Annotated in this window: 19 protein-coding genes; 7 read left to right on the top strand and 12 right to left on the bottom strand. The window is 64.0% G+C overall.

Annotated elements, in window-relative coordinates; genetic code table 11:
• Positions 1-56: 56 nt before the first annotated feature.
• Both FJ940_RS04575 and FJ940_RS04570 read left to right on the top strand, forming a co-directional pair.
• Positions 57-716 carry a GntR family transcriptional regulator gene (locus FJ940_RS04575; protein WP_140497561.1) on the top strand — a complete coding sequence of 220 codons (660 nt, stop codon included), beginning with the start codon at positions 57-59 and terminating at the stop codon, positions 714-716.
• Between the two features lie 55 nt (positions 717-771).
• On the top strand, positions 772-1,194 hold the full coding sequence (locus FJ940_RS04570; RefSeq protein WP_140655526.1) for an SMP-30/gluconolactonase/LRE family protein: 423 nt from the start codon (positions 772-774) through the stop codon (positions 1,192-1,194).
• A 6-nt stretch (positions 1,195-1,200) separates the two neighbouring features.
• Here the strand turns inward: FJ940_RS04570 and FJ940_RS04565 are convergent, their stop codons facing one another.
• The gene (locus FJ940_RS04565; protein ID WP_246670986.1) at positions 1,201-2,034 is read right to left on the bottom strand and encodes an SDR family oxidoreductase; all 834 of its coding nucleotides are present in this window, start codon (positions 2,032-2,034) and stop codon (positions 1,201-1,203) included.
• Between the two features lie 197 nt (positions 2,035-2,231).
• On the bottom strand, positions 2,232-2,912 hold the full coding sequence (locus tag FJ940_RS04560; protein WP_246670977.1) for a GntR family transcriptional regulator: 681 nt from the start codon (positions 2,910-2,912) through the stop codon (positions 2,232-2,234).
• Between the two features lie 249 nt (positions 2,913-3,161).
• Between FJ940_RS04560 and hutH the strand changes: the two genes are divergently transcribed.
• Complete coding sequence (gene hutH / locus FJ940_RS04555; RefSeq protein ID WP_140655520.1) at positions 3,162-4,658, top strand: histidine ammonia-lyase; 1,497 nt, start codon at positions 3,162-3,164, stop codon at positions 4,656-4,658.
• Between the two features lie 43 nt (positions 4,659-4,701).
• Here hutH and FJ940_RS04550 read toward each other — a convergent pair whose 3' ends face one another.
• The 6 genes from FJ940_RS04550 to FJ940_RS04525 form a co-directional block, all read right to left on the bottom strand.
• Positions 4,702-5,382, bottom strand: coding sequence for an aspartyl/asparaginyl beta-hydroxylase domain-containing protein (locus FJ940_RS04550; RefSeq protein ID WP_140655518.1), 681 nt, complete (start codon positions 5,380-5,382; stop codon positions 4,702-4,704).
• Between the two features lie 133 nt (positions 5,383-5,515).
• Positions 5,516-5,731, bottom strand: a complete 216-nt coding sequence (locus FJ940_RS04545) for a KTSC domain-containing protein (protein ID WP_140497550.1) — start codon at positions 5,729-5,731, stop codon at positions 5,516-5,518.
• Between the two features lie 164 nt (positions 5,732-5,895).
• A complete protein-coding gene (locus tag FJ940_RS04540; protein WP_140655515.1) occupies positions 5,896-6,834 on the bottom strand; it encodes a sugar ABC transporter substrate-binding protein in 939 nt (312 codons plus the stop codon).
• 14 nt (positions 6,835-6,848) lie between these two features.
• A complete protein-coding gene (locus FJ940_RS04535; protein ID WP_140655880.1) occupies positions 6,849-7,844 on the bottom strand; it encodes an ABC transporter permease in 996 nt (331 codons plus the stop codon).
• Positions 7,844-8,842: an ABC transporter permease gene (locus FJ940_RS04530; protein WP_246670976.1), complete on the bottom strand. Its 999-nt coding sequence runs from the start codon at positions 8,840-8,842 to the stop codon at positions 7,844-7,846. The genes FJ940_RS04535 and FJ940_RS04530 overlap by 1 nt, the downstream gene beginning before the upstream one ends.
• Entirely contained in the window at positions 8,839-10,338 is a 1,500-nt protein-coding gene (locus FJ940_RS04525; protein WP_140655513.1) for a sugar ABC transporter ATP-binding protein, read from the bottom strand. The genes FJ940_RS04530 and FJ940_RS04525 overlap by 4 nt, the downstream gene beginning before the upstream one ends.
• Before the next feature lie 310 nt (positions 10,339-10,648).
• On the opposite strand from FJ940_RS04525, the gene FJ940_RS04520 reads away from it, so the two are divergent.
• The 3 genes from FJ940_RS04520 (at position 10,649) to FJ940_RS04510 (ending at position 13,819) form a co-directional block, all read left to right on the top strand.
• The gene (locus tag FJ940_RS04520) at positions 10,649-11,323 is read left to right on the top strand and encodes a GntR family transcriptional regulator (RefSeq protein WP_140562356.1); all 675 of its coding nucleotides are present in this window, start codon (positions 10,649-10,651) and stop codon (positions 11,321-11,323) included.
• Between the two features lie 178 nt (positions 11,324-11,501).
• A complete protein-coding gene (locus tag FJ940_RS04515; RefSeq protein WP_140655510.1) occupies positions 11,502-13,013 on the top strand; it encodes an altronate dehydratase family protein in 1,512 nt (503 codons plus the stop codon).
• A gap of 59 nt (positions 13,014-13,072) precedes the next feature.
• Positions 13,073-13,819: an SDR family NAD(P)-dependent oxidoreductase gene (locus tag FJ940_RS04510; protein WP_140655507.1), complete on the top strand. Its 747-nt coding sequence runs from the start codon at positions 13,073-13,075 to the stop codon at positions 13,817-13,819.
• Between the two features lie 64 nt (positions 13,820-13,883).
• Here FJ940_RS04510 and FJ940_RS04505 read toward each other — a convergent pair whose 3' ends face one another.
• Positions 13,884-14,411: a hypothetical protein gene (locus FJ940_RS04505; RefSeq protein WP_140655505.1), complete on the bottom strand. Its 528-nt coding sequence runs from the start codon at positions 14,409-14,411 to the stop codon at positions 13,884-13,886.
• A 78-nt stretch (positions 14,412-14,489) separates the two neighbouring features.
• Here FJ940_RS04505 and FJ940_RS04500 point away from each other — a divergent pair, with 78 nt between their 5' ends.
• A complete protein-coding gene (locus FJ940_RS04500) occupies positions 14,490-15,425 on the top strand; it encodes a LysR substrate-binding domain-containing protein (protein WP_140655502.1) in 936 nt (311 codons plus the stop codon).
• Between the two features lie 40 nt (positions 15,426-15,465).
• On the opposite strand, the gene FJ940_RS04495 is transcribed toward FJ940_RS04500, so the two are convergent.
• From FJ940_RS04495 to FJ940_RS04480, 3 genes are all read right to left on the bottom strand, one after another.
• Positions 15,466-16,536: a tartrate dehydrogenase gene (locus FJ940_RS04495; protein WP_140628968.1), complete on the bottom strand. Its 1,071-nt coding sequence runs from the start codon at positions 16,534-16,536 to the stop codon at positions 15,466-15,468.
• Positions 16,537-16,742: 206 nt separating this feature from the next.
• Complete coding sequence (fghA, locus tag FJ940_RS04485) at positions 16,743-17,576, bottom strand: S-formylglutathione hydrolase (RefSeq protein ID WP_140562365.1); 834 nt, start codon at positions 17,574-17,576, stop codon at positions 16,743-16,745.
• Positions 17,577-17,850: 274 nt separating this feature from the next.
• Positions 17,851-18,978 (bottom strand): S-(hydroxymethyl)glutathione dehydrogenase/class III alcohol dehydrogenase, encoded by a 1,128-nt coding sequence (locus FJ940_RS04480; RefSeq protein WP_140655499.1) that lies wholly within the window; start codon positions 18,976-18,978, stop codon positions 17,851-17,853.
• Positions 18,979-19,024: the final 46 nt, after the last annotated feature.

The following is a 19,024-nucleotide window of genomic DNA, read 5'->3' as shown; positions in this document are numbered from 1 at the left end:
CTTCTTTCGATCGCCGTGCGAGCAATATTTGCTCAAATCAGGGTAGGCTTGGATGCATGGCGCGTATTCCCGACGTTCAGAAGCTTCTTCGAGACGACATCGTTTCCGGAGCCATTCCATTCGGGGCAAGGCTGAGGATCGACGATCTCGCCGGCCGCTATGGCGTAAGCCACATGCCGGTCCGCGAGGCCTTGCGCGCCTTGAGCGGCACGGGACTGGTCGTGCTGGAACCCAATCGCGGTGCCAGCGTCAGGACGGTCCACATGTCGTTTGTGATCGACCTGTTCGATATCCGCAGCGCCGTCGAAACGATGCTGGCACGGCGCGCCAGCGAAAGGCGCACCGCCGAGCACCTGCGCGATCTGAAGGCCGCGCAGGACATGCTTGAGCAAAGAGTGGCCAGCGACGACTTCCTTGCCGTCCCACATGCCAACAACATCTTTCACGGCGTCATCAACGAGGCGGCCGGCAATCCGGGCGCGCTGTCGATGGTGGATCGCAACTGGCTGCTGGTGGCGGCGATCTGGCAACGCTACGGCTATGACGAGGGGCGCTTCCATGGCGTCATCGACGATCATCGCCACATCATCCGGGCCATAGAGCGCCAGGATGCCGGCTCGGCGGCGACCTTGATGGGCGCGCATATCGAAAAGGCCAAACACGACCTCCTGGCGCGCATCGCCGTCGATCCCAAACCCGATATCGGCCGGCAATGACGGCCGGGTTCGAGGTCGCGGCGTCGACGGGCGATACGCTGGGCGAATCGCCGACATGGCTGGCGCGGGCCGTACCGTCTACTTCACGGATACGCGGCAAGGCGACATAGAGCGGGCGGATTTCGACCCGGCGAGCGGATTCGTGGGGCCGTGGTCTCTGTTCGCCGACCGGCACGCGGCGCCTGGAAGGCCCGACGGCGCCACCGTCGATGCGGACGGCTTCCTCTGGAATGCGCGCTACCAAGGCGGCTCGCTGGCGCGGTTCGCGCCCGATGGCCGGCTCGACAGGCTGGTCCCTCTCCCAGTCACCCAGCCGACCTCCTGCGCCTTCGGCGGTCCAGGCCTGAAGACACTGTACGTAACGACCGCAACGCAGAAGCTGACGGAGGATCAACTGGCCAACGAGCCCCTGGCGGGTTGCCTGCTTGCACTCGACGTCGGCGTGGCGGGACTGCCGGAGCCGGCTTTTGCCGGTTAATCTCGGCTATTGCCAGCCGAGATGGCGGCCACCCGTCGCCTGCAGGTCCGCCCCGGTGATGAAGCTGCCGGCGTCGGAGCAAAGCAGCAGCGCCGCTCCCGCCATCTCGCGCGCCTCGCCGGCCCGCTGCATCGGCGCGGACCCCTTCTGGATCTCCGCCCATTTGGCCGCGTCCTCGCGGCGCCAGCGATTGCGCTCGGTAACGACAAGCCCGGGCGACAGGTTGTTGATCGTCACCCCGTGTGGCGCATAATCCTTGGCAAGGTTGAATGACAGATTGTGCTGCGCGCTCTTCAGCGCGGCATAGACGGCGAGATCGGATTCGGGCCGCGTCTGGTTGATGCTGCCGATCGTCAGCACACGGCCCCAGCCATTGTCCTTCATGCCGGGCAAGGCGGCCTGCAGCAATTCGATCGTCGCCTTGAAGTTGATCTGGATCTGGTGCTCGATCTGATCGGTGGGAAGGTCGAGGAAAGGCGTGCGGTACTGGATCGAGGCGCAGACGACAAGCACGTCGACACCACCCAACGCCTCGATCGCCGCCTGGACACAGCGAGCCGCCTCTCCGGCCCGAGCGAAATCAGCATCGATGGCGACGCCGCGCCTGCCCTTCCCGCGAATTTCACGGACAGCTTCGGCGGCCGCATCCGGCTGCCCGAATGCCACGTCGGCGTCGCGAGCGAAATGGACGGCCACATCGGCGCCCGCCTCGGCAAAAACCCGCACGATCTCACGGCCGATGCTGACGCTGCCGCCGGTCACCAAGGCGCGCCGGCCAGCCATCGTGAAGCGCTCGGCAAGAGCCAGCGCATTCTGGATGTCGATCTCTTCTTTTTGCACCGTCAATAGCCCAGCCTTTCCAATTTGATCACACTTTTATTTGGAGTGCTCTTCAAAACGCATTTTCAGGGAGAAATCCAGAACCAATTCTTCCATTTGATCAAATCAGGCAGGCTGAAAAGCAGCGTCCCTGGCGGCAGCGGCTAGACGAAGGCGTACAGCCCGTCACGCGCGCCCATCGGAATTGGACAAAGATTCTAAGATTTTCGCGACAGACCGTCGCCTTCTATGGCGTTGACCAGTGTCTCGCTGCCTTGGCGCAGATGCTGCGTCAAAACGCTGACGGCCTCGCCGGGGTCGCGTCGCCGGCAAGCGGCCAAGAGGTCGCGATGCTCCGTCTGCGAGCGGGCGCGGTAGTCGAGGTTCGACAACAGGATACGGACGTAGCGGTCGGCCGCATTATGGTGCGCCTCGATCAGGCCGAGCAACCGGCGATTGCCGCAGGCGTCATAAAGCGCCAGATGAAAGGCCCGGTTCAGCACGCCCCACCTGCCGACATTGCGCTCGGCATCGATCTGATCGAGCACCTGTTCGGCCTCGTCCAGCTTGCCGCCGGGCAGGCCGGGAATGGAGAGCCGCAGTGCCTCGTACTCGAGCAGTTCGCGCACGGCATAGATCTCTCGGATCTCGTCGCCGTCCATTCTGGCGACGTGCGCACCCTTTGTCGGGTGGATGGACACGATGCCTTCGGCCTCGAGCTGACGAAGCGCGTCCCGGATCGGCATCCGGCTGAAGCCAAACTGCTCGGCCAGATCATCCTGGCGCAGCGTCGTGCCGGCCGTCAAGGTCCCGCTGGCAATGGCCTCGCGCAAGACATTGGCGACCTGCTCGGCAACCGTTTGCGGCCTCTCGATCAAGCCTTCGCCAAATCCGCGCAATCCATGCTCCCATTTCACGCATCGTCAGCTTAGGGGAAAGCTTCATTCTCGGATATAGGTATCCATGTGTACGAGAAAAGTGGCAAGCCGGCGGCGATGGGCCGGCGTCGACACGGGAACTGCCGCGGCGAAGCCCGCGGAACGGGAATGGCTTGCAGTTTGGCCCGCGGAAACAGCAAAACTGGCAGCCGCAAGCCGCATGCGGCCAGGCCGGCGCGGCATTGGCGGCAGCGATCATGGGGGCAGGATATGACACTCAGAATGGTAGTGCTTGACGGCAAGCCGCTCAGTGCGGCCGATGTGGCCGAGGTCGCACGGCGCAATGCCCGCCTCGAGTTGGGCGGTCAGGCGATGCGCCGCATCCGCGAGAGCCGTGCGCTCATCGAGCATCTCACGCAACTTGGCGAGCCCATGTATGGCGTCACCACCGGTCTCGGTGCGTGCGTGGATACTCCGCTTGCGCAGGCCGACCTGATCGCGTTCCAGCATAGCGTACCGCTCAGCCACAGTATGGGCATCGGCCCCGCCCTTCCGACGGAGGCCGTGCGGGCGCTTATGGCCGCAAGGATTTCAGGCATGGCGGCCGGCGGCACCGGCACCTCCGAACATGTGGTCATGGGCCTTGTGGCGGCACTTAACGCCGGGGTCCATCCGGTGATCCCCAGTTGGGGATCGATCGGGGCGGCGGACCTTGCCGCCCTCGGGCATATGGCAAGGGCGCTGCGCGGCGACGGCGAAGCGGAGTTCCAGGGCAAGATCATGCCGTCGGCCGAGGCGCTGGCTCTCGCCGGGCTCGAACCACTCAACGTGCGCGAGAAGGACGGCCACGCCATCATCGTCGCGAACAGCCTTTCGACCGGAACGGCATGCCTGTGCCTGGAAGACGTCGCCCATCTTATCGACTGGTCGCTGGCTGCCGTGGCCCTCAATTATGAGGCATTCCGCTCATCCGTCAGCGCAATCACCGAGGAGGCGCTGTCAGCCCGCCCGGCATTCGGCCAGCGCGAGATCGGCGCGCGTCTGCGGGCGGAACTAGCGGGAAGCGGCCTGTGGGAGGACAACGCCGCGCGGCGTCTCCAGGACCCGCTCAGCTATCGCTGCGTGCCGCAGGTGTGGGGCGGCCTGCTGCATGCGTTCGAACAGGCGAAGCTGGCGACGGAGATCGAACTGGCTCATTCGGGCGACAACCCGGTTATCCTGCCGGAGATCGAGCGGGTCGTCTCGAACGGCAACTTCGACCTGACGGCGATGACGCTGGCCTGGGAACAGCTCGGCCAGGCGCTTGCGCATTGCGCGGTCGGCACCGCCAACCGTTGCATGAAGCTGATGTCGCCGATAACGGCGGAGCTGCCGCGCTTCCTGTCGGCCAGGGGTGGGAGCCGCCAGGGCTATGCGGAGCTGCAGAAACCGCTTGCCGCGCTGGAAGTCGAGATCCGGCACCTCGCCAACCCGATGTCGCTCAGCCCGCTCGCCGTTTCGGACGGCATCGAGGATCAGTCGTCGATGGCCCCGCGCGTGGTGGCCAAGACAGCCGAGATCGTCGAGCGGCTGCGTTATCTCGTTGCGATGGAACTGATCTTTGCGGCTACGGGGGTGGAATTGCGCGGTGTCGTCGACAGCATGGGCGACGGACCGCAGCGCACCTTCGCCGCCGTGCGCTCCCTTGTCAGCCCGCTTGACGATGACCGTGAAATGAGCACGGACATGACACGGATCGCACGGATGGTGGCGGGCCCACGCGACTGACGCGCCAAGGCGCTCGGCGAGCCCATGGCCCGCGAGCCTCTCCTCACGCAGAAAAGGACACGCCTCTGCGGCGCATGCCTGCCTGCACGCCGTGGACGATCAGGCGTGACAGGATTTCCATGTCGCGCGGCATTCGTGGACGCCAGATATCCAAAAGCAGGGCCACGCGAGGCTTGTCGGCGTTGTTTGTCACTTCGTGAGGGAACGTGTCGTCCCACAACAGACACTCGCCGTCGGCGATCCGCCTCTCCTGATGATTGATAATCATGACCGTCGCCGGACGACCATCTGCCTGTCGAGGGATTACCAGGCCGAGATGGAACCTCATTATGCCTCTGAAAGGGCCGCGATGGCTGGGAATGTGCTTGCCCGGAGCCAGGAAAGAGATCGCCGCCGACTTCACTTCAGGGCATTCTGCAAGCAGCCGGTCGAGGACCGGCATTCGCGCGAGATTTTGCGGAACCGCGACATCGTAAGCCTTCAGCACGAACATACGCCAGTCGCGACCGTCATTGGCCGAGATGTCGGCCTGTTCAGGCATGATGTCGTGGAAGCGGGGCGCCTTGCCCACGGCAAGCGCTTCGTCGCGGATGGCCTGCCAGGCGGCCGTGAACTTGGTGGCGTTTGGAAATTCGCTGGCGGTATCGAGGATCGCCGGCGCGTCGATGCGCTTTTCGTAGATCCGCCGCACCAGACCGGATGCAAGATCGTAAACTTGAGACATTTCATGGCCTCGAGGACATCATGAAACGACTATCCGGCAATTAAGTTGCTGATCTTGTTCGGCGTATGCCTGTCAGCACGAATTCGTGACCGACGAACAGTCCCGCGATACCGCGCTTTGTTGCTGGCGTTCGTCAGCGTTCAGGGGCGCGTTCGACCAGACGAAACCTATAGCGATCCCGTATGAATTCATTGAAGAAGCGTCCCTTGGAAGAGGCGGCTTTGAAGGCAGCGTATGTCTCGGGCTCCACGTCTTCGTAGTCATAGCGGTTTCCGCTCGGCACGAACCAGACCGAGAGCACCCTGGTGGCGAAATGGTACTGTGTGCTGCGGATGGCCGTAGAAGGCATTGGCGTTCTCCCGGATGGATAATCCGGGGCGCAAACGGAAGTTCCAACTGTGCCGCGCAGCCTTGGCTGGCAGGCCTTCCTATAGTGAGCAGCGCAGCCGGATCGTCCGTCCGCGCCAGAAGACGAAGGAGCCGGCCCGGTTCTGCCGAGCCGGCCCCAAGGGATCAGAACGCCGGCTCGACCGCGTTGACATTGTCCTTGGTGACGACCGTCAGCGGGATCGGCAAACGGTCCTTGACCTCCTTGCCGTCCATGATCTCCGCCATGGTGTTGATCGCCAGGCGGCCGTCCTCAACCGGCGACTGCACGATGGTGGAGTACATTTCGTTGGTGCGGATCGATTCGAACGCATCCTTCTGGCCATTGATGCCGACGATCGGCGGTGCCGCCTTGGACGGATTGGCCTCCTTCCAGGCGTCGATGAAGCCGCGCGCCATGGTGTCGTCATTGGCGTAGACGCCGCTGATCTCGTCGCCGAAGCGGGTGATCAGGTCGCGGCTGACCACCAGCGCCTTCTGCTGGTCGAAATCGGCATTGACCGCGTCGAGCACCTTGATGTCGGCGTTGGTTTCCTTGAGACGATCGGTGAAGCCGCCGACGCGGCCGATCGTCGTGCCGTTGCCGGCCTGGCCGGCGATGATGACGACGGAACCCTTGCCACCCAACGCCTTGCTGAGCGAGTCGGCCGCAAGCTTGCCTTCCTCGTAAACGTCGGGCCCGGTGAACGACTTGATGAACGGCTTGGCATCGTCGCTCATCGGCGAGTTGATGAGGATCGCGGGAATGTTCGCCTGTTGTGCGCGGGCCAGGCCCGGTATGTAGGCCTGCGGGTCGAGCGGCCACAGGATGATGCCGTCAACCTTGCGCGCGACGCAGGTGTTGAGCTGCTCGGTGCCCTTCTGGACGTCGAAATCCTGGCTGAGGCTCAGGATCTCGATGCCGAGCTCGCCGGCGCGCGCCTGGAGCGCCTTGTTGGCCGGCGTCGCATAGGCATGCGAATCCGCGGCCGTGACGTAGCAGACCGTCTTTGCACTGGCCCAGCCCGTCGAGGCCAATATTACCGCCATGGCGGTAATGTGGAGCATGCTTTTCTTGCCAACCATAGGTTTCCTCCCGATCATGTATTTCCTCCTTGAGTGATTGGATTGTCGCGAATGAGCGCGGGGCCTGTGCCCGGCGCCCTCCCCTTGGTAGTCACGGCCCGATCGAGCACGACGAGCAGGATCAGGATAAGCCCCGACACGACCTGCTGGACGTATGCGGGAACGGATTGGAACTCCATCGCGATGGTCAGCGAGCCGATCGTCAGCACGCCGCCAAGCGTGCCGAGCGCGGATCCCTTGCCGCCTTCGAGGCGGGTTCCGCCGACCACGACCGCGGCAATGACGGCGACCGTCAGTTCCGAGCCGAAGACGGGCGAACCGGTGTTGGTGACGAGGCTCTGGAGAACGCCTGCGAGACCGGCGAGCGTCCCGGCGAAGACGAAGCCCAGAAAAACGATGCGATCGGAAGCGATGCCGCTCTCCTTGGCTGCCGCCGGATTGGACCCCATCGCAAAGACATTTCGGCCCGGTATTGTACGCGTCAGCCAGACATGCAGCAGCACGATCAGAACGATGAACAGCGCACTGCGGATGGTGAAGATTTCGAGATGGATCTTGGCGAACGCCAGTGAAAGCATGATGTCGGTGCCGGTCACCGGCTGGCTGTTGGTGATCCAATGCGCGAGCGAGCGGAAGATCAGCATCGTCGCCAGCGTCAGCACCAGCGAGTTCACCTTCAGCCCGACGACCAGCGCGCCGTTGATGGCGCCTGCCAGCATGCCGACCAGGATACCGACAAGTGCGGCAGGCAGGATGCCGATCTCGCGCTGCAGGATGACCGACATGATCCCCGCCAGCGCGAACACCGCGCCGCCGGAGAGGTCGATCTGGCCGGCGACCAGAAGCACCGTAAGTCCAATGGCGATCAGGCCGATCGTCGCCGCCCGGTCGAGGCCGAGTCCGAGGGTCGATGCGGAGAAATAACCCGGAACCGCCAAGGCGGAAATGATCAGCGTCAGGCCGAGGATGATCACCACCCTGTGCCGCGAGGCAAGCGCCAGGAACCTCATCACGCCACCCCCCTCTTGCGCAATGCCGCGTCCATGCCGACGGCGCCGACGATCAGGATGCCGAGGACAAAACCCTGGATCGGCGTGCGCACGCCGTCGAGCACCATGACGTTGGTCAGAAGCTGCACGAAGATCAGGCCCGCGATCGCCCTCGGCACCGAGCCGAAACCGCCGATAATCGACACGCCGCCGACCACGACCGCGGTGATGGCGCTGAACTCGTAGCCGGCGCCGATCAGCGGCCGCGCGCTTTGCAAGGTCAGGCCCAGCAGGCCGCCGCTGACGCCCGAAGCCAACGCCGTGATCACGAACGCACCGGCCTTCACCGCTCGCACGGGCACCGCGCTCGCCTCGGCGGCGCTGTAATTGCCGCCCGTGGCGAGCGTCCACCTGCCCCAGAAGGAGCGCGAGAGGACGAAATGCCCTATGAGGGCGATCAGCAGGAAAATCAGCACCACGACCGGGACGCCGAAGAGCCGGCCCTTGGCGAATTCGGCCGAAGCGGGATTGTTGCCATAGACGATGACGCCGCCGACGGCCGCCTGCACGATGCCCAACCCGATGGTGCCGATGCCGAGCGTAGCGATGATGGGATTGATACCGACATAGCCGACCAGCACGCCGTTGAGCAGGCCGATAAGGCCCGCAAGCGCCACCGCCAGGACGAAGGCAGGAACCGGCCCGATCATTGGCTGCAGCCCGAGCGAAAGGATGGCCCCGCAGGCGATGGTGGCCGGCACCGACAGGTCGGCCAAGCCGCCTGCCACAAGCACGAAAGTCATGCCGACAACGACGATGCCGACAATGGACATCGAGGTCAGGACGTTGAGCAGATTGCCTGTGGTGAAGAAGGCGGGGCTGACGAATGAGCCGTAGAGCACCACTGCAAGGATAGCGAAGCCAAGCCCCGCCTTGGACAGGACATCGGCAAGCCTGCTGCCGCGCGTGAAGCGGTCATTGCGGTTCGCCCCGCTGGTCTCCATGGCCGCATCAGTCATGCAGCCTCCCCCGTCGCCAGCGCCATGATGCGCTCCTCGCTCAGTTCGGCGCGGGCGAGCGCCCCCGATGCGCGGCCGTCGCGCATCACAACGACGCGATCGCAGACGCCGAGGATTTCGGGCAGTTCCGACGAGATCATCACCACCGCCATGCCGTCGGCGACAAGCCGGCCGATGATGCTGTGGATCTCGGCCTTGGCGCCGACGTCGACGCCGCGCGTCGGCTCGTCGAGAATGAGCACGGAGGGCTTGGCCGCGAGCCATTTGGCGATGACCGCCTTCTGCTGGTTGCCTCCCGACAACAGGTTGATGCGCCGCTCCCCGTCGGGCGGCGAAATGGAAAACTGCTTCACATAGATCGCCGCCAGCGAACGGTCGGCGCTGCGCCTGATACGGCCGAAGCTGGTCAGACGCCGCAATATCGACAGGCTGATGTTCTCGCGGACCGACATGCCCGGAACGATGCCGTCGCCCTTGCGGTCCTCGGGGACGTAGGCGATCCCGGCTCGCACCGCCTCGGAAGGAGAGTTGATGGCGACCTTGCGCCCGTAGACGCTGACCGTTCCCTCCACCAGCCGCGACAGGCCGAAGATGGCGCGTGCTACCTCGGTGCGACCGGCCCCGACCAGTCCGGTCAAGCCCAGTATCTCCCCAGCGCGCACATCGAAGCTGACATCACTGAAATGCGCCCCGTCGCCGATGCGTTCGACACGCAGCACGGACTTGCCGATCGCGGCCGGGCTTTTCGGGAACACGTTGGCGACCTCGCGGCCAACCATCAGCCTGATCATCTCGGCCGCGGTTATGCCGTCGATCGGACGGGTCTCGATCATTGAGCCGTCGCGCAGCACGGTCACCTCGTCGGCGATCTCGAGAACCTCCTTCAGCCTATGGCTGATGTAGACGATGGCGATGCCGTCATCGCGCATCTTGCGAAGGATCCGGAACAGCGCCGCGGTTTCGTGCTCGCTCAGGCTCGATGTCGGCTCGTCCAGCACGATGATCCTGGGCTGCGCCGCGTAGGCCTTGGCGATCTCGACCAGTTGCTGCTGGCTGATCGACAGGTCGCCGAGCCGCGCGCGCGGGTTGATGGCCGCGCCCAGCTCGTGGAGGACGGCGGCGGCCTTCCTGACCATTTCGCCCTTGTGCAGCCAGCTCCATTTGCCGGGCATGCGGCCGAGATAGACGTTCTCCGCGACGGTCAGGTCGGGAACAAGATTGATCTCCTGGTGCACCATGCGGATGCCGAGCGCCTGGGCGTCGGCGGGACGCCGCATGCGCACTTCGGCGCCGCCGACGAGGATCGTGCCGGCGGTCGGAGCGTAGGATCCGTTGAGCACCTTCATCAGCGTCGATTTGCCGGCGCCATTCTCGCCGACGACCGCATGGACGGTGCCGAACCGGACGGCGAAATTGACGTTCGACAGGGCCTTCACGCCGGGAAAACTCTTGGAGATGCCTCTCATGTCCAGGGCACAATCGGCGGCGGCACTCATCTAGGCTTGGTCCTCCCTGGTAGCATGCGGGCAGCGTTATGTTAGTATAATGCACTTCAAGGCACGGTTCGGCCCACCTCGAGCCGGCCCGAAGGCCCCTTTCAGCGCATCCGCACCAGGCACTTCACCATAGGCTGAAAATCACGCAACGGGCGGCACTATTGCACTAATATAATAGTTCTGGCAAGCTGGATCTGACCGCTCCGTCACTGGCGTCGGATCGCAACGAACCCCGCGTCGCAAGCAGGTGCATTCCGTTTGACATTCGAATAATTTTGCCATTTCAGGTGGACGAACGATGGGATTTTCCATGGATCTAGATCCTTCGACCCTCAATCGAGCCCTCCCGCTGCGCGACCAGATATACAACAAGATCCGCAACATGATCGTCGTCGGACGGCTGAAACCGGGTGAGGTCATCAATGAGATCGCAATTGCCGAAGCGCTGGGCGTCTCGCGCACGCCCGTGCGCGAAGCGGTCAAACGCATCAGCGACGAAGGGCTCGTCAAGATCCTGGCGCAGACCGGCACCTACGTTGCTCCCATCAGCCGGGCCGACCTCGAGGAAGCCTATGTCATCCGGCGCGCATTGGAAATGGAGAGCGCCAGGCGCGCCGCCGCCAAGCTGACGCCGGCTGCCAGTGAATTGCTGGAAGACAACATGGCAGCGCATAAGCTCGCCATAGCGCGCGGCAGGTACGCCACAGCGATTCAGCTCGACGATGTCTTTCACCGCACCATCGCCGAAATATGCGGCTTGCCGATGATCTGGCGCGCCGTCGACATCTCAAAGGCGCAGATGGATCGCGGCCGCTATCTCGCCATTCCGAAGCCCGGCTATGGCGAGCAGACGATCGAGCAGCACGAGGCCATTCTGGACGCGCTGAAGCGTCACGACGCCGAGGGCGCCGCACAGGCGATGGAGCATCACCTCGAGACGTCATTTCGCAACACGCTCGAAGTCGCCGCCGAGCTTCTCGACTGACGACCTCGACTGAGCGCTGAGACGGGCGGCGGAGGTTTGAGGTCCCGAACCTGGCATCCGACCGGCTTGCCGATGCCTGGTGAGCCGTGTTCGCAGCTTGACCGTTGACCATCTATTATATTAGTATTCCGATCCATTCGGCGGCATTGTGCCGACGGGGGCTTTTTCAGAGTTTGTAATGGCGCGGTTCATCCAGCTTTCGCATGCCGACAACATCCTTCTGGCGATCGATCCGTTGATGATCGGCGACAAGGCAGGCGACATGCCCGCGAAGGCGCGCATACCGCGCGGCCACAAGATGGCGATCCGCGACATCGCTTCGGACGAGCCGGTCGTGAAATATGGGCAGACCATCGGATTCGCCCGCGGACCGATCGCCGCCGGCGATTGGGTTCACGAGCACAATGTATATTTGCGCAATTTCGAACGCGACTATCTGTTCGGCACCAACGCCAGGCAAACGCCTGTCGTCCCTGAAGCCGAGCGCGCGAGCTTCATGGGTTACCGCAGGCCGAGCGGCAAGGTCGGGACGCGCAACTTCATCGCTGTGCTGACCTCGGTAAATTGTTCGGCCAGCGTCGCCCGCTTCATCGTAGAAGAGGTCAACCGCTGCGGCATCCTGCGCGACTATCCCAATGTCGACGGCGTGATCTCACTCGTCCATGGCGCTGGCTGCGGCATCGACACCAAAGGCCCCGCTTACGACCTCTTGAAGCGCACGCAGTGGGGTTTTGCCACGAACCCCAATGTCGGCGGCGTGCTGATGGTCGGGCTCGGCTGCGAGGCGTTCCAGATTCCGCGCTGGATGCAGTCCTACAACATCGAGGAGAGCACGACCTTCCGCACGATGACGATCCAGGAGACCGGCGGCACACGCAAGACGGTCGAGGCCGGGGTCAAGGCGATCGTCGATATGCTGCCCATCGTCAACGCCGCGCAAAGGACGCCACAACCGGCCTCCGAACTGGTGCTCGCGCTGCAATGCGGCGGGTCGGACGGCTATTCCGGCATCAGCGCCAATCCGGCGCTTGGCGCCGCCGTGGACCTGCTTGTCGCGCAAGGCGGCACGGCGGTGCTGTCCGAGACGCCGGAGATCTACGGCGCCGAACATCTGCTCACCATGCGTGCGGAAAACCGCGCGGTCGGCGAGAAGCTGATCGAGCGTATCCGCTGGTGGGAGGACTACACAGCCAAGCACGACATGGAGATGAACAACAACCCGTCTCCCGGCAACAAGCTCGGCGGGTTGACGACGATCCTGGAGAAGTCGCTCGGCGCGTCCGCCAAGGGCGGGACGACCAATCTGCGCGCGGTGCTGGAATATGCCGAACCGATCAACGAACGCGGCCTCGTCTTCATGGACACGCCCGGCTACGATCCGGTTTCGGCAACCGGCCAGGTCGCCGGCGGCGCGAACATATTGTGCTTCACCACCGGGCGCGGTTCGGCCTTCGGCTGCAAGCCGACACCCTCGATCAAGCTTGCCTCCAATTCCTTCATTTTCGAGCATATGCGCGAGGACATGGACATCAATTGCGGGGACATCCTCGACGGCATCACGCTGGACGACAAAGGCCAGGAGATCTTCGCAGAGATCCTGCGCGTGGCATCGGGCGCGCGTACCAAATCGGAATTGCTGGGCTACGGCGACAATGAGTTCGTGCCCTGGAACCTCGGCGCTACCATGTAGCGACATCGCCCGCCCGCAACGGGCAACCTCAATTCACTCAACCAGAAAGAACGCTCGGCATGAACAGGATCGATCTTGACGGCCAACACGCCGTGGTCACCGGAGGCGCGCAAGGCCTCGGCTTCGCGATGGCCAAACGTTTCGTCGCCTCCGGCGCGACGGTCACCTTATGGGACGTCGACGAGGCGCGCCTCGAAGCGGCCAAGCGCGACCTTGGCAAGGCCGCCACGACCCTGGTCGTCGACATTGCGGATTGGGAGACGGTGGACGCCGCGCGGGCAAAAACCGAGGAGAGCGCCGGCAAAATCTCCATCCTGGTCAATTCTGCCGGCATTGCCGGTCCCGCCGCCCCGCTCGACAGCTACGACATAGAGACGTGGAAGAAGATCATCGACATCAACGTCAACGGCACCTTCTACGCCAACCGCGCCGTGGTGCCCGGGATGAAGGCGCGCAATTACGGGCGGATCGTCAACATCGCTTCCGTCGCTGGCAAGGAAGGCAATCCCAACGCCGCCGCCTATTCCGCTTCGAAGGCGGCGGTCATCGGCATGACCAAATCGCTCGGCAAGGAGCTCGCGCAGTATGACATTGCAGTCAACTGCATCTCGCCGGCCACCGCGCAGACTCGAATCCTCGAACAGCTCACGCCCGAGCACATCGAATACATGCGCTCGCGCATTCCACGCGGCCGTCTGCTGGAGGTCGACGAGGCCGCCGCCATGGTCGCCTGGCTCGTCTCAAAGGAAAACAGCTTCACCACCGCCTCGACCTTCGACCTGTCGGGCGGGCGCACGACCTATTAGTCGAATACCCGCGCGCCGCGAAGCGTCTGCGCCGCGGCGCGCCGGTACACCGGCACTTGCTGCCTCACGGAGATGCGGCCGCGCCGCCGGCGAAGGCTCGAGCTGCCTGGGGCTGGGGGCGCGCCATCAGGTAGAACGCGACGGCGTGCGTGATCATCAGCAGTGGGACATAGATTACGGGGATCGCGTATGCAGCGCCCAACTGCCCCGCCAGCTCAGGAAGACCGGCTTGGCTGCCGTGATAGTAGTCGACGGCGATATCGATCGTCCCCACGAGATTGAACGCGACGACGGACAACCAGAACAGCGGACGTATCCTCGTCGTCAAAAGCGCCAGCATGGCCAACACTCCAGTTGCGAAGTCGCCATAGGCGGCGAAGGTGGCGAAATCAGCCGGCAAATCGCGCCCGACGACGCCTGGAACGATGAAGACAAGCCCGAAGAAGCGGAAGCTGTGCAGCGTGGCGATGGCACGTTGCGCCTCGACCAGGTTGACGGATTTGAGCCGGGGCAAGACATACACGCCGACGCAGAGCAGCCAAGGCACGTAGCCTAGAGCGAGATGTAACAGGAAAATGGTTGCAGGCGACACTATGGCCTCCCAAGAGATGTAAGGCGCAATTTACGCCCGCTTCCAGCGGTCGACTATTCGCGATAATGTTGACGGGGCATGAAGCAGAACTTCACAATCCGGAAAGGTGCGCTCGACGGCGTGGAGGCGTTCCTCGGCGTCGCGCAACACCGCAGCTTCCGAAAAGCGGCCGCGGAGCTCGGCGTCACGCCATCGGCGATCAGCCAGGCGGTGCGCGCGCTCGAGGTGCGCGTCGGTGCGGCGCTCTTCATGCGCACGACGCGCAGCGTCGGCCTGACCGAAGCCGGCGAACGGTTCCTTTCGCGCGCAAAGCCCGCTTTCGAGGAACTGGTCGCCGCAAGCGAAGTCGCACGTGAACTTGGGCAGCGGCCGACTGGGCTGTTGCGCCTCTCTGTGCCGCGCGCCGTGGTGCCGATCCTGCTGGAGCCGCTGGTGGCATCCTTTTGCCAGGCCTATCCCGAAGTAGAGGTGGAGATCGCCGCAAGCGGTGATCTGGTCGACCTGGCGGCCGAGGGGTTCGACGCCGGCATCCGGCTCGGCCAGTTCATCGCCGCCGACATGGTCGCGGTTCGGCTGACGCCGCCGTTCCCGCTCGTGGTCGTCGGCAGCCTTGGCTATCTGCGCCGGCAGAAGCGGCCGGAGCGCCTCGACGATCTGCGCGGCCATGCCTGCCTGCGCATGCGCCGCTCCAACGGATCGATCGCGCCCTGGCCCTTCATCGACGGCAACAAGACCGTCGAGGCAATCGTCTCCGGGCCGCTGGTCGCGCATGATTACCCGACACTGCTTGGCGCGGCGATCCAAGGTGTCGGACTTGCACAGGTGCCCGGCCCTCTCACCGAAGCCCCGATTGCCGATGGCCGGTTGCAAGCGTTGCTCACGCCCTTCGCCGTCACGACGCCGGGCGTTTTTCTGTATTATCCCGACAGACGCCAGGTCCTGCCCAAGCTGCGCGCGTTCATAGAGCATGTTAAATATCGGGGAACGGACGCCGAAGGCGCGCGAACTTCCTGAGGCCACGCCCTCGATGACATGCTTGCCTGTTCGTGCCGCGCTAATTGGCGCGAAGGGCCGCGATCACCGCGGCGGTAACCTCGGCGGTGCTCGCGGTGCCGCCGAGATCGGGGCTGAGATATTCCGCCCGGTCCGTGACAAGCTCGATCGCAACCATGAGGCGCCGCGCGGCGGCCTGCTCGCCGAGATGCTCAAGCATCAGGCTCGCCGTCCAGAACGATCCGAGCGGATTGGCGACGCCCTTGCCGGTGATGTCGAAGGCCGAACCATGGATGGGTTCGAACATGGACGGCCGGCTGCGCGAGGGATCGATGTTCGACGTCGAGCCTATGCCGAGCGATCCGCCCAGCGCGGCGGCCAGGTCGGAGAGGATGTCGGCATGCAAATTGGTCGCCAAAACCGTGTCGATGCTGCCGGGCTTGTTGACCATGCGCTGGGTCATGGCGTCCACCAGCATCCAGTCGACGGTGAGACCGGGGTAGTCGCGAAGCAGGCCGCGCACGACTTCGTCCCACAGCACCATGCCATGACGCTGCGCATTCGACTTGGTGACAACCGTCAGAAGCTTGCGGGGGCGCGACAGCGCAAGCTCGCAGGCGAAACGTGCGATGCGTTCTATCCCGGCGCGGGTAAAGACGGCGACATCCATGCCGACCTCGATAGGCAGTCCGCGATGGGCGCGACCACCGACGCCGGCATATTCGCCTTCGCTGTTTTCGCGCACGATCACCCAGTCAATCTGCTTGCCGAGATCGGGCCGCAACGGGCCGGTCAGCCCGGGCAAGAGGCGCGTCGGCCGCACGTTGGCGTATTGGTCGAACCCCTGGCAGATGGCCAGACGCAGCCCCCAGAGGGTGACGTCGTCGGGAAGGTTCGGATCGCCGACCGAGCCGAAATAGATCGCATCGAAGCCCTCCAATTGCCCGAGGCCGTCCTGCGGCATCATGCGGCCGTTGCGGCGGTAATAATCGGAGCCCCAGTCGAAGCGCTTGAAGTCGAAGGCCAAACCCGGCTCGACAGCGGTCAGGGCTTCCAGAACCTTCACGCCGGCCTCGACGACCTCCGGCCCGATACCGTCACCACCGATGACAGCGATCCTATGCGAGGACATTTTCAGTTTCCTTCTCGATGGCAGCGACGATGGCGCCGCGGTTGTGGCCAAGCCATTGCAGCAGCATGCGGGTGGATTCGATCATCGTAGGGATTGACGATACCCTTGCCGGCGATATCGGGCGCGGACCCGTGCGCCGCCTGCGCCATGGCTATGTCGCCTTCGCCGATGCACAGGTCCTACCGCTGATAATGCCCGGCGGTTCTTCAGCCTAGCCGCGCGGCGTGCCACTTCAGGTGATCGTCCATGAAGGTCGAGATGAAGTTGTAGGAATGATCGTAGCCTTCCTGCATGCGCAAGGTGAGGTCGATGCCGGCCTTCTTGCAGGCTTCATCCAGCAGCCACGGACGGAGGCCTTCGTCAAGGAACCCATCGGCCGTGCCCTGATCAACCAGGAACTCGCCAAAACGGCGGCCGTCCTCGATAAGCAGCGTGGCGTCATAGGCGCGCCAGTCCCTGTCGTCGGCGCCGAGATATTTCTCGAGCGCAGGCCGCGACCAGCCAGCGGTCGTCGGCTGAACGATCGGCGCGAAGGCCGAGCAACTCCTGAAGCGGTCGGGGTTCTTCAGCGCGATCGTCAACGCGCCGTGTCCGCCCATCGAATGACCCGATATGCCCTGGCGCGCCGTGTCGGCAGGGAAGTTCGCGGCGATTAATCCCGGCAGCTCGTCGAGGACGTAGGAATACATACGGTAGTTCCTGGCGTAAGGCTGCTGCGTCGCATCGACATAGAAACCGGCGCCGCAGCCGAACTGCCAATTATCCTTCTCGTCCGGCACATCGGCACCGCGCGGGCTGGTGTCGGGGCAGACCACGATGAGGCCAAGCTCGGCCGCCAGGCGCCGGTACTCGCCCTTGTCCATGACATTGGCATGGGTGCAGGTGAGACCCGAAAGATACCACAGCACCGGCACCGGCCCATCGTTGACCTGCGGCGGCACGAAGACGGCAAAGGTCATATCGCAGGCGCAGACCTCTGAAGCGTGCGAATAAACACCCTGGACGCCGCCATGCGACTTGGACGTGGAAACGACTTTCATCAACTCTGCCTTTTCGTCATGACCTTTCCGTCCGACATAGCTGCCGGCCGCCGCACCCGCAACCTTCAGCCCTGCAAACAGCACCGGCGGCGTAACCGAGGTGCACCTTGGTCACGCCGCCGGTCGACGCCGGACTTTGGGAACACGCCGACCTGGCCGGGAGGCTGGAGGTAGCGAAAAGTCCGGGCATTTCTGTGGCCCGCCTTCTCAAGCCGACAGGGCTCCTGTCGGTCCAAGCGGGGATGTCCTCGGGCCCGCGGCGTGTGGGCCGCCCTCAGTAAACCACGACACTCCTGATCGACTTGCCCTCATGCATGAGGTCGAACCCCTTGTTGATGTCCTCGAGCTTGAGCGTGTGGGTGATCATCGGGTCGATCTCGATCTTGCCGTCCATGTACCAGTCGACGATCCTGGGCACGTCGGTGCGGCCGCGCGCGCCGCCGAAGGCGGTGCCCATCCAGGTCCGCCCGGTGACCAGCTGGAAGGGCCGCGTCGAGATCTCCTGGCCGGCACCCGCCACACCGATGACCACCGACTTGCCCCAGCCGCGATGCGAAGCCTCCAGCGCCTGGCGCATCACCTTGGTGTTGCCGGTGCAGTCGAACGTATAGTCGGCGCCGCCGATCTGGTCGGCGCCGCGCTTGGTCATGTTGACGAGATGGGGAACGATGTCGCCGTCGATCTCCTTCGGATTGACGAAATGCGTCATGCCGAAGCGCTCGCCCCAGGCTCGTCTGTCGTTGTTGAGATCGACACCGATGATCATGTCGGCGCCGGCAAGTTTCAGGCCCTGGATGACGTTGAGCCCGATGCCGCCGAGGCCGAAGACCACCGCGGTCGCGCCTTGCTCGACCTTGGCGGTGTTGATGGCCGCGCCCACGCCGGTGGTCACCCCGCAGCCGATGTAGCAGATCTTGTCGAAGGGCGCGTCGGGATTGACTTTGGCAACGGCGATCTCCGGCAGCACGGTGAAGTTGGAGAAGGTCGAGCAGCCCATATAGTGAAACAATTTTTCGCCCCCGATCGAGAAGCGCGAGGTGCCGTCCGGCATCAGGCCTTGCCCCTGCGTGGCGCGGATGGCGGTGCACAGATTGGTCTTGCGCGACAAACACGACGGGCACTGGCGGCATTCGGGCGTATAGAGCGGGATCACATGGTCGCCCTTTTTGACCGAGGTGACGCCCTTGCCGACATCGACCACCACGCCGGCGCCCTCGTGGCCGAGAATGGCCGGGAACAGGCCCTCGGGATCGGCGCCCGACAGCGTGAACTCGTCGGTGTGGCAGATGCCGGTCGCCTTGATCTCGACCAGCACCTCGCCCTCGCGCGGGCCGTCAAGGTCGACCTCCATGATCTCAAGCGGCTTTCCGGCAGCAACGGCAACAGCGGCGCGGGTTTTCATTTCTTTCTCCCAAACTTGCTTGCCGGGACGATCGATCGCCCGGCGT

Origin of the sequence: Mesorhizobium sp. B2-3-7 (assembly GCF_006442695.1) — a bacterium.
Lineage (GTDB): Bacteria > Pseudomonadota > Alphaproteobacteria > Rhizobiales > Rhizobiaceae > Mesorhizobium.
Note: the sequence above shows the minus strand (reverse complement) of the source record. Positions and strands in the feature narration are given on the sequence as shown.

Coding starts and splice junctions, on each gene's coding strand:
- FJ940_RS04540 (WP_140655515.1), bottom strand. CDS start 6,834: ATGGTTGGCAAGAAAAGCATGCTCCACATTACCGCCATGGCGGTAATA.
- FJ940_RS04510 (WP_140655507.1), top strand. CDS start 13,073: ATGAACAGGATCGATCTTGACGGCCAACACGCCGTGGTCACCGGAGGC.
- hutH (WP_140655520.1), top strand. CDS start 3,162: ATGACACTCAGAATGGTAGTGCTTGACGGCAAGCCGCTCAGTGCGGCC.
- FJ940_RS04550 (WP_140655518.1), bottom strand. CDS start 5,382: ATGTCTCAAGTTTACGATCTTGCATCCGGTCTGGTGCGGCGGATCTAC.
- FJ940_RS04500 (WP_140655502.1), top strand. CDS start 14,490: ATGAAGCAGAACTTCACAATCCGGAAAGGTGCGCTCGACGGCGTGGAG.
- FJ940_RS04530 (WP_246670976.1), bottom strand. CDS start 8,842: ATGACTGATGCGGCCATGGAGACCAGCGGGGCGAACCGCAATGACCGC.
- FJ940_RS04520 (WP_140562356.1), top strand. CDS start 10,649: ATGGATCTAGATCCTTCGACCCTCAATCGAGCCCTCCCGCTGCGCGAC.
- FJ940_RS04515 (WP_140655510.1), top strand. CDS start 11,502: ATGGCGCGGTTCATCCAGCTTTCGCATGCCGACAACATCCTTCTGGCG.
- FJ940_RS04545 (WP_140497550.1), bottom strand. CDS start 5,731: ATGCCTTCTACGGCCATCCGCAGCACACAGTACCATTTCGCCACCAGG.
- fghA (WP_140562365.1), bottom strand. CDS start 17,576: ATGAAAGTCGTTTCCACGTCCAAGTCGCATGGCGGCGTCCAGGGTGTT.
- FJ940_RS04525 (WP_140655513.1), bottom strand. CDS start 10,338: ATGAGTGCCGCCGCCGATTGTGCCCTGGACATGAGAGGCATCTCCAAG.
- FJ940_RS04535 (WP_140655880.1), bottom strand. CDS start 7,844: ATGAGGTTCCTGGCGCTTGCCTCGCGGCACAGGGTGGTGATCATCCTC.
- FJ940_RS04570 (WP_140655526.1), top strand. CDS start 772: ATGGCTGGCGCGGGCCGTACCGTCTACTTCACGGATACGCGGCAAGGC.
- FJ940_RS04495 (WP_140628968.1), bottom strand. CDS start 16,536: ATGTCCTCGCATAGGATCGCTGTCATCGGTGGTGACGGTATCGGGCCG.
- FJ940_RS04480 (WP_140655499.1), bottom strand. CDS start 18,978: ATGAAAACCCGCGCCGCTGTTGCCGTTGCTGCCGGAAAGCCGCTTGAG.
- FJ940_RS04575 (WP_140497561.1), top strand. CDS start 57: ATGGCGCGTATTCCCGACGTTCAGAAGCTTCTTCGAGACGACATCGTT.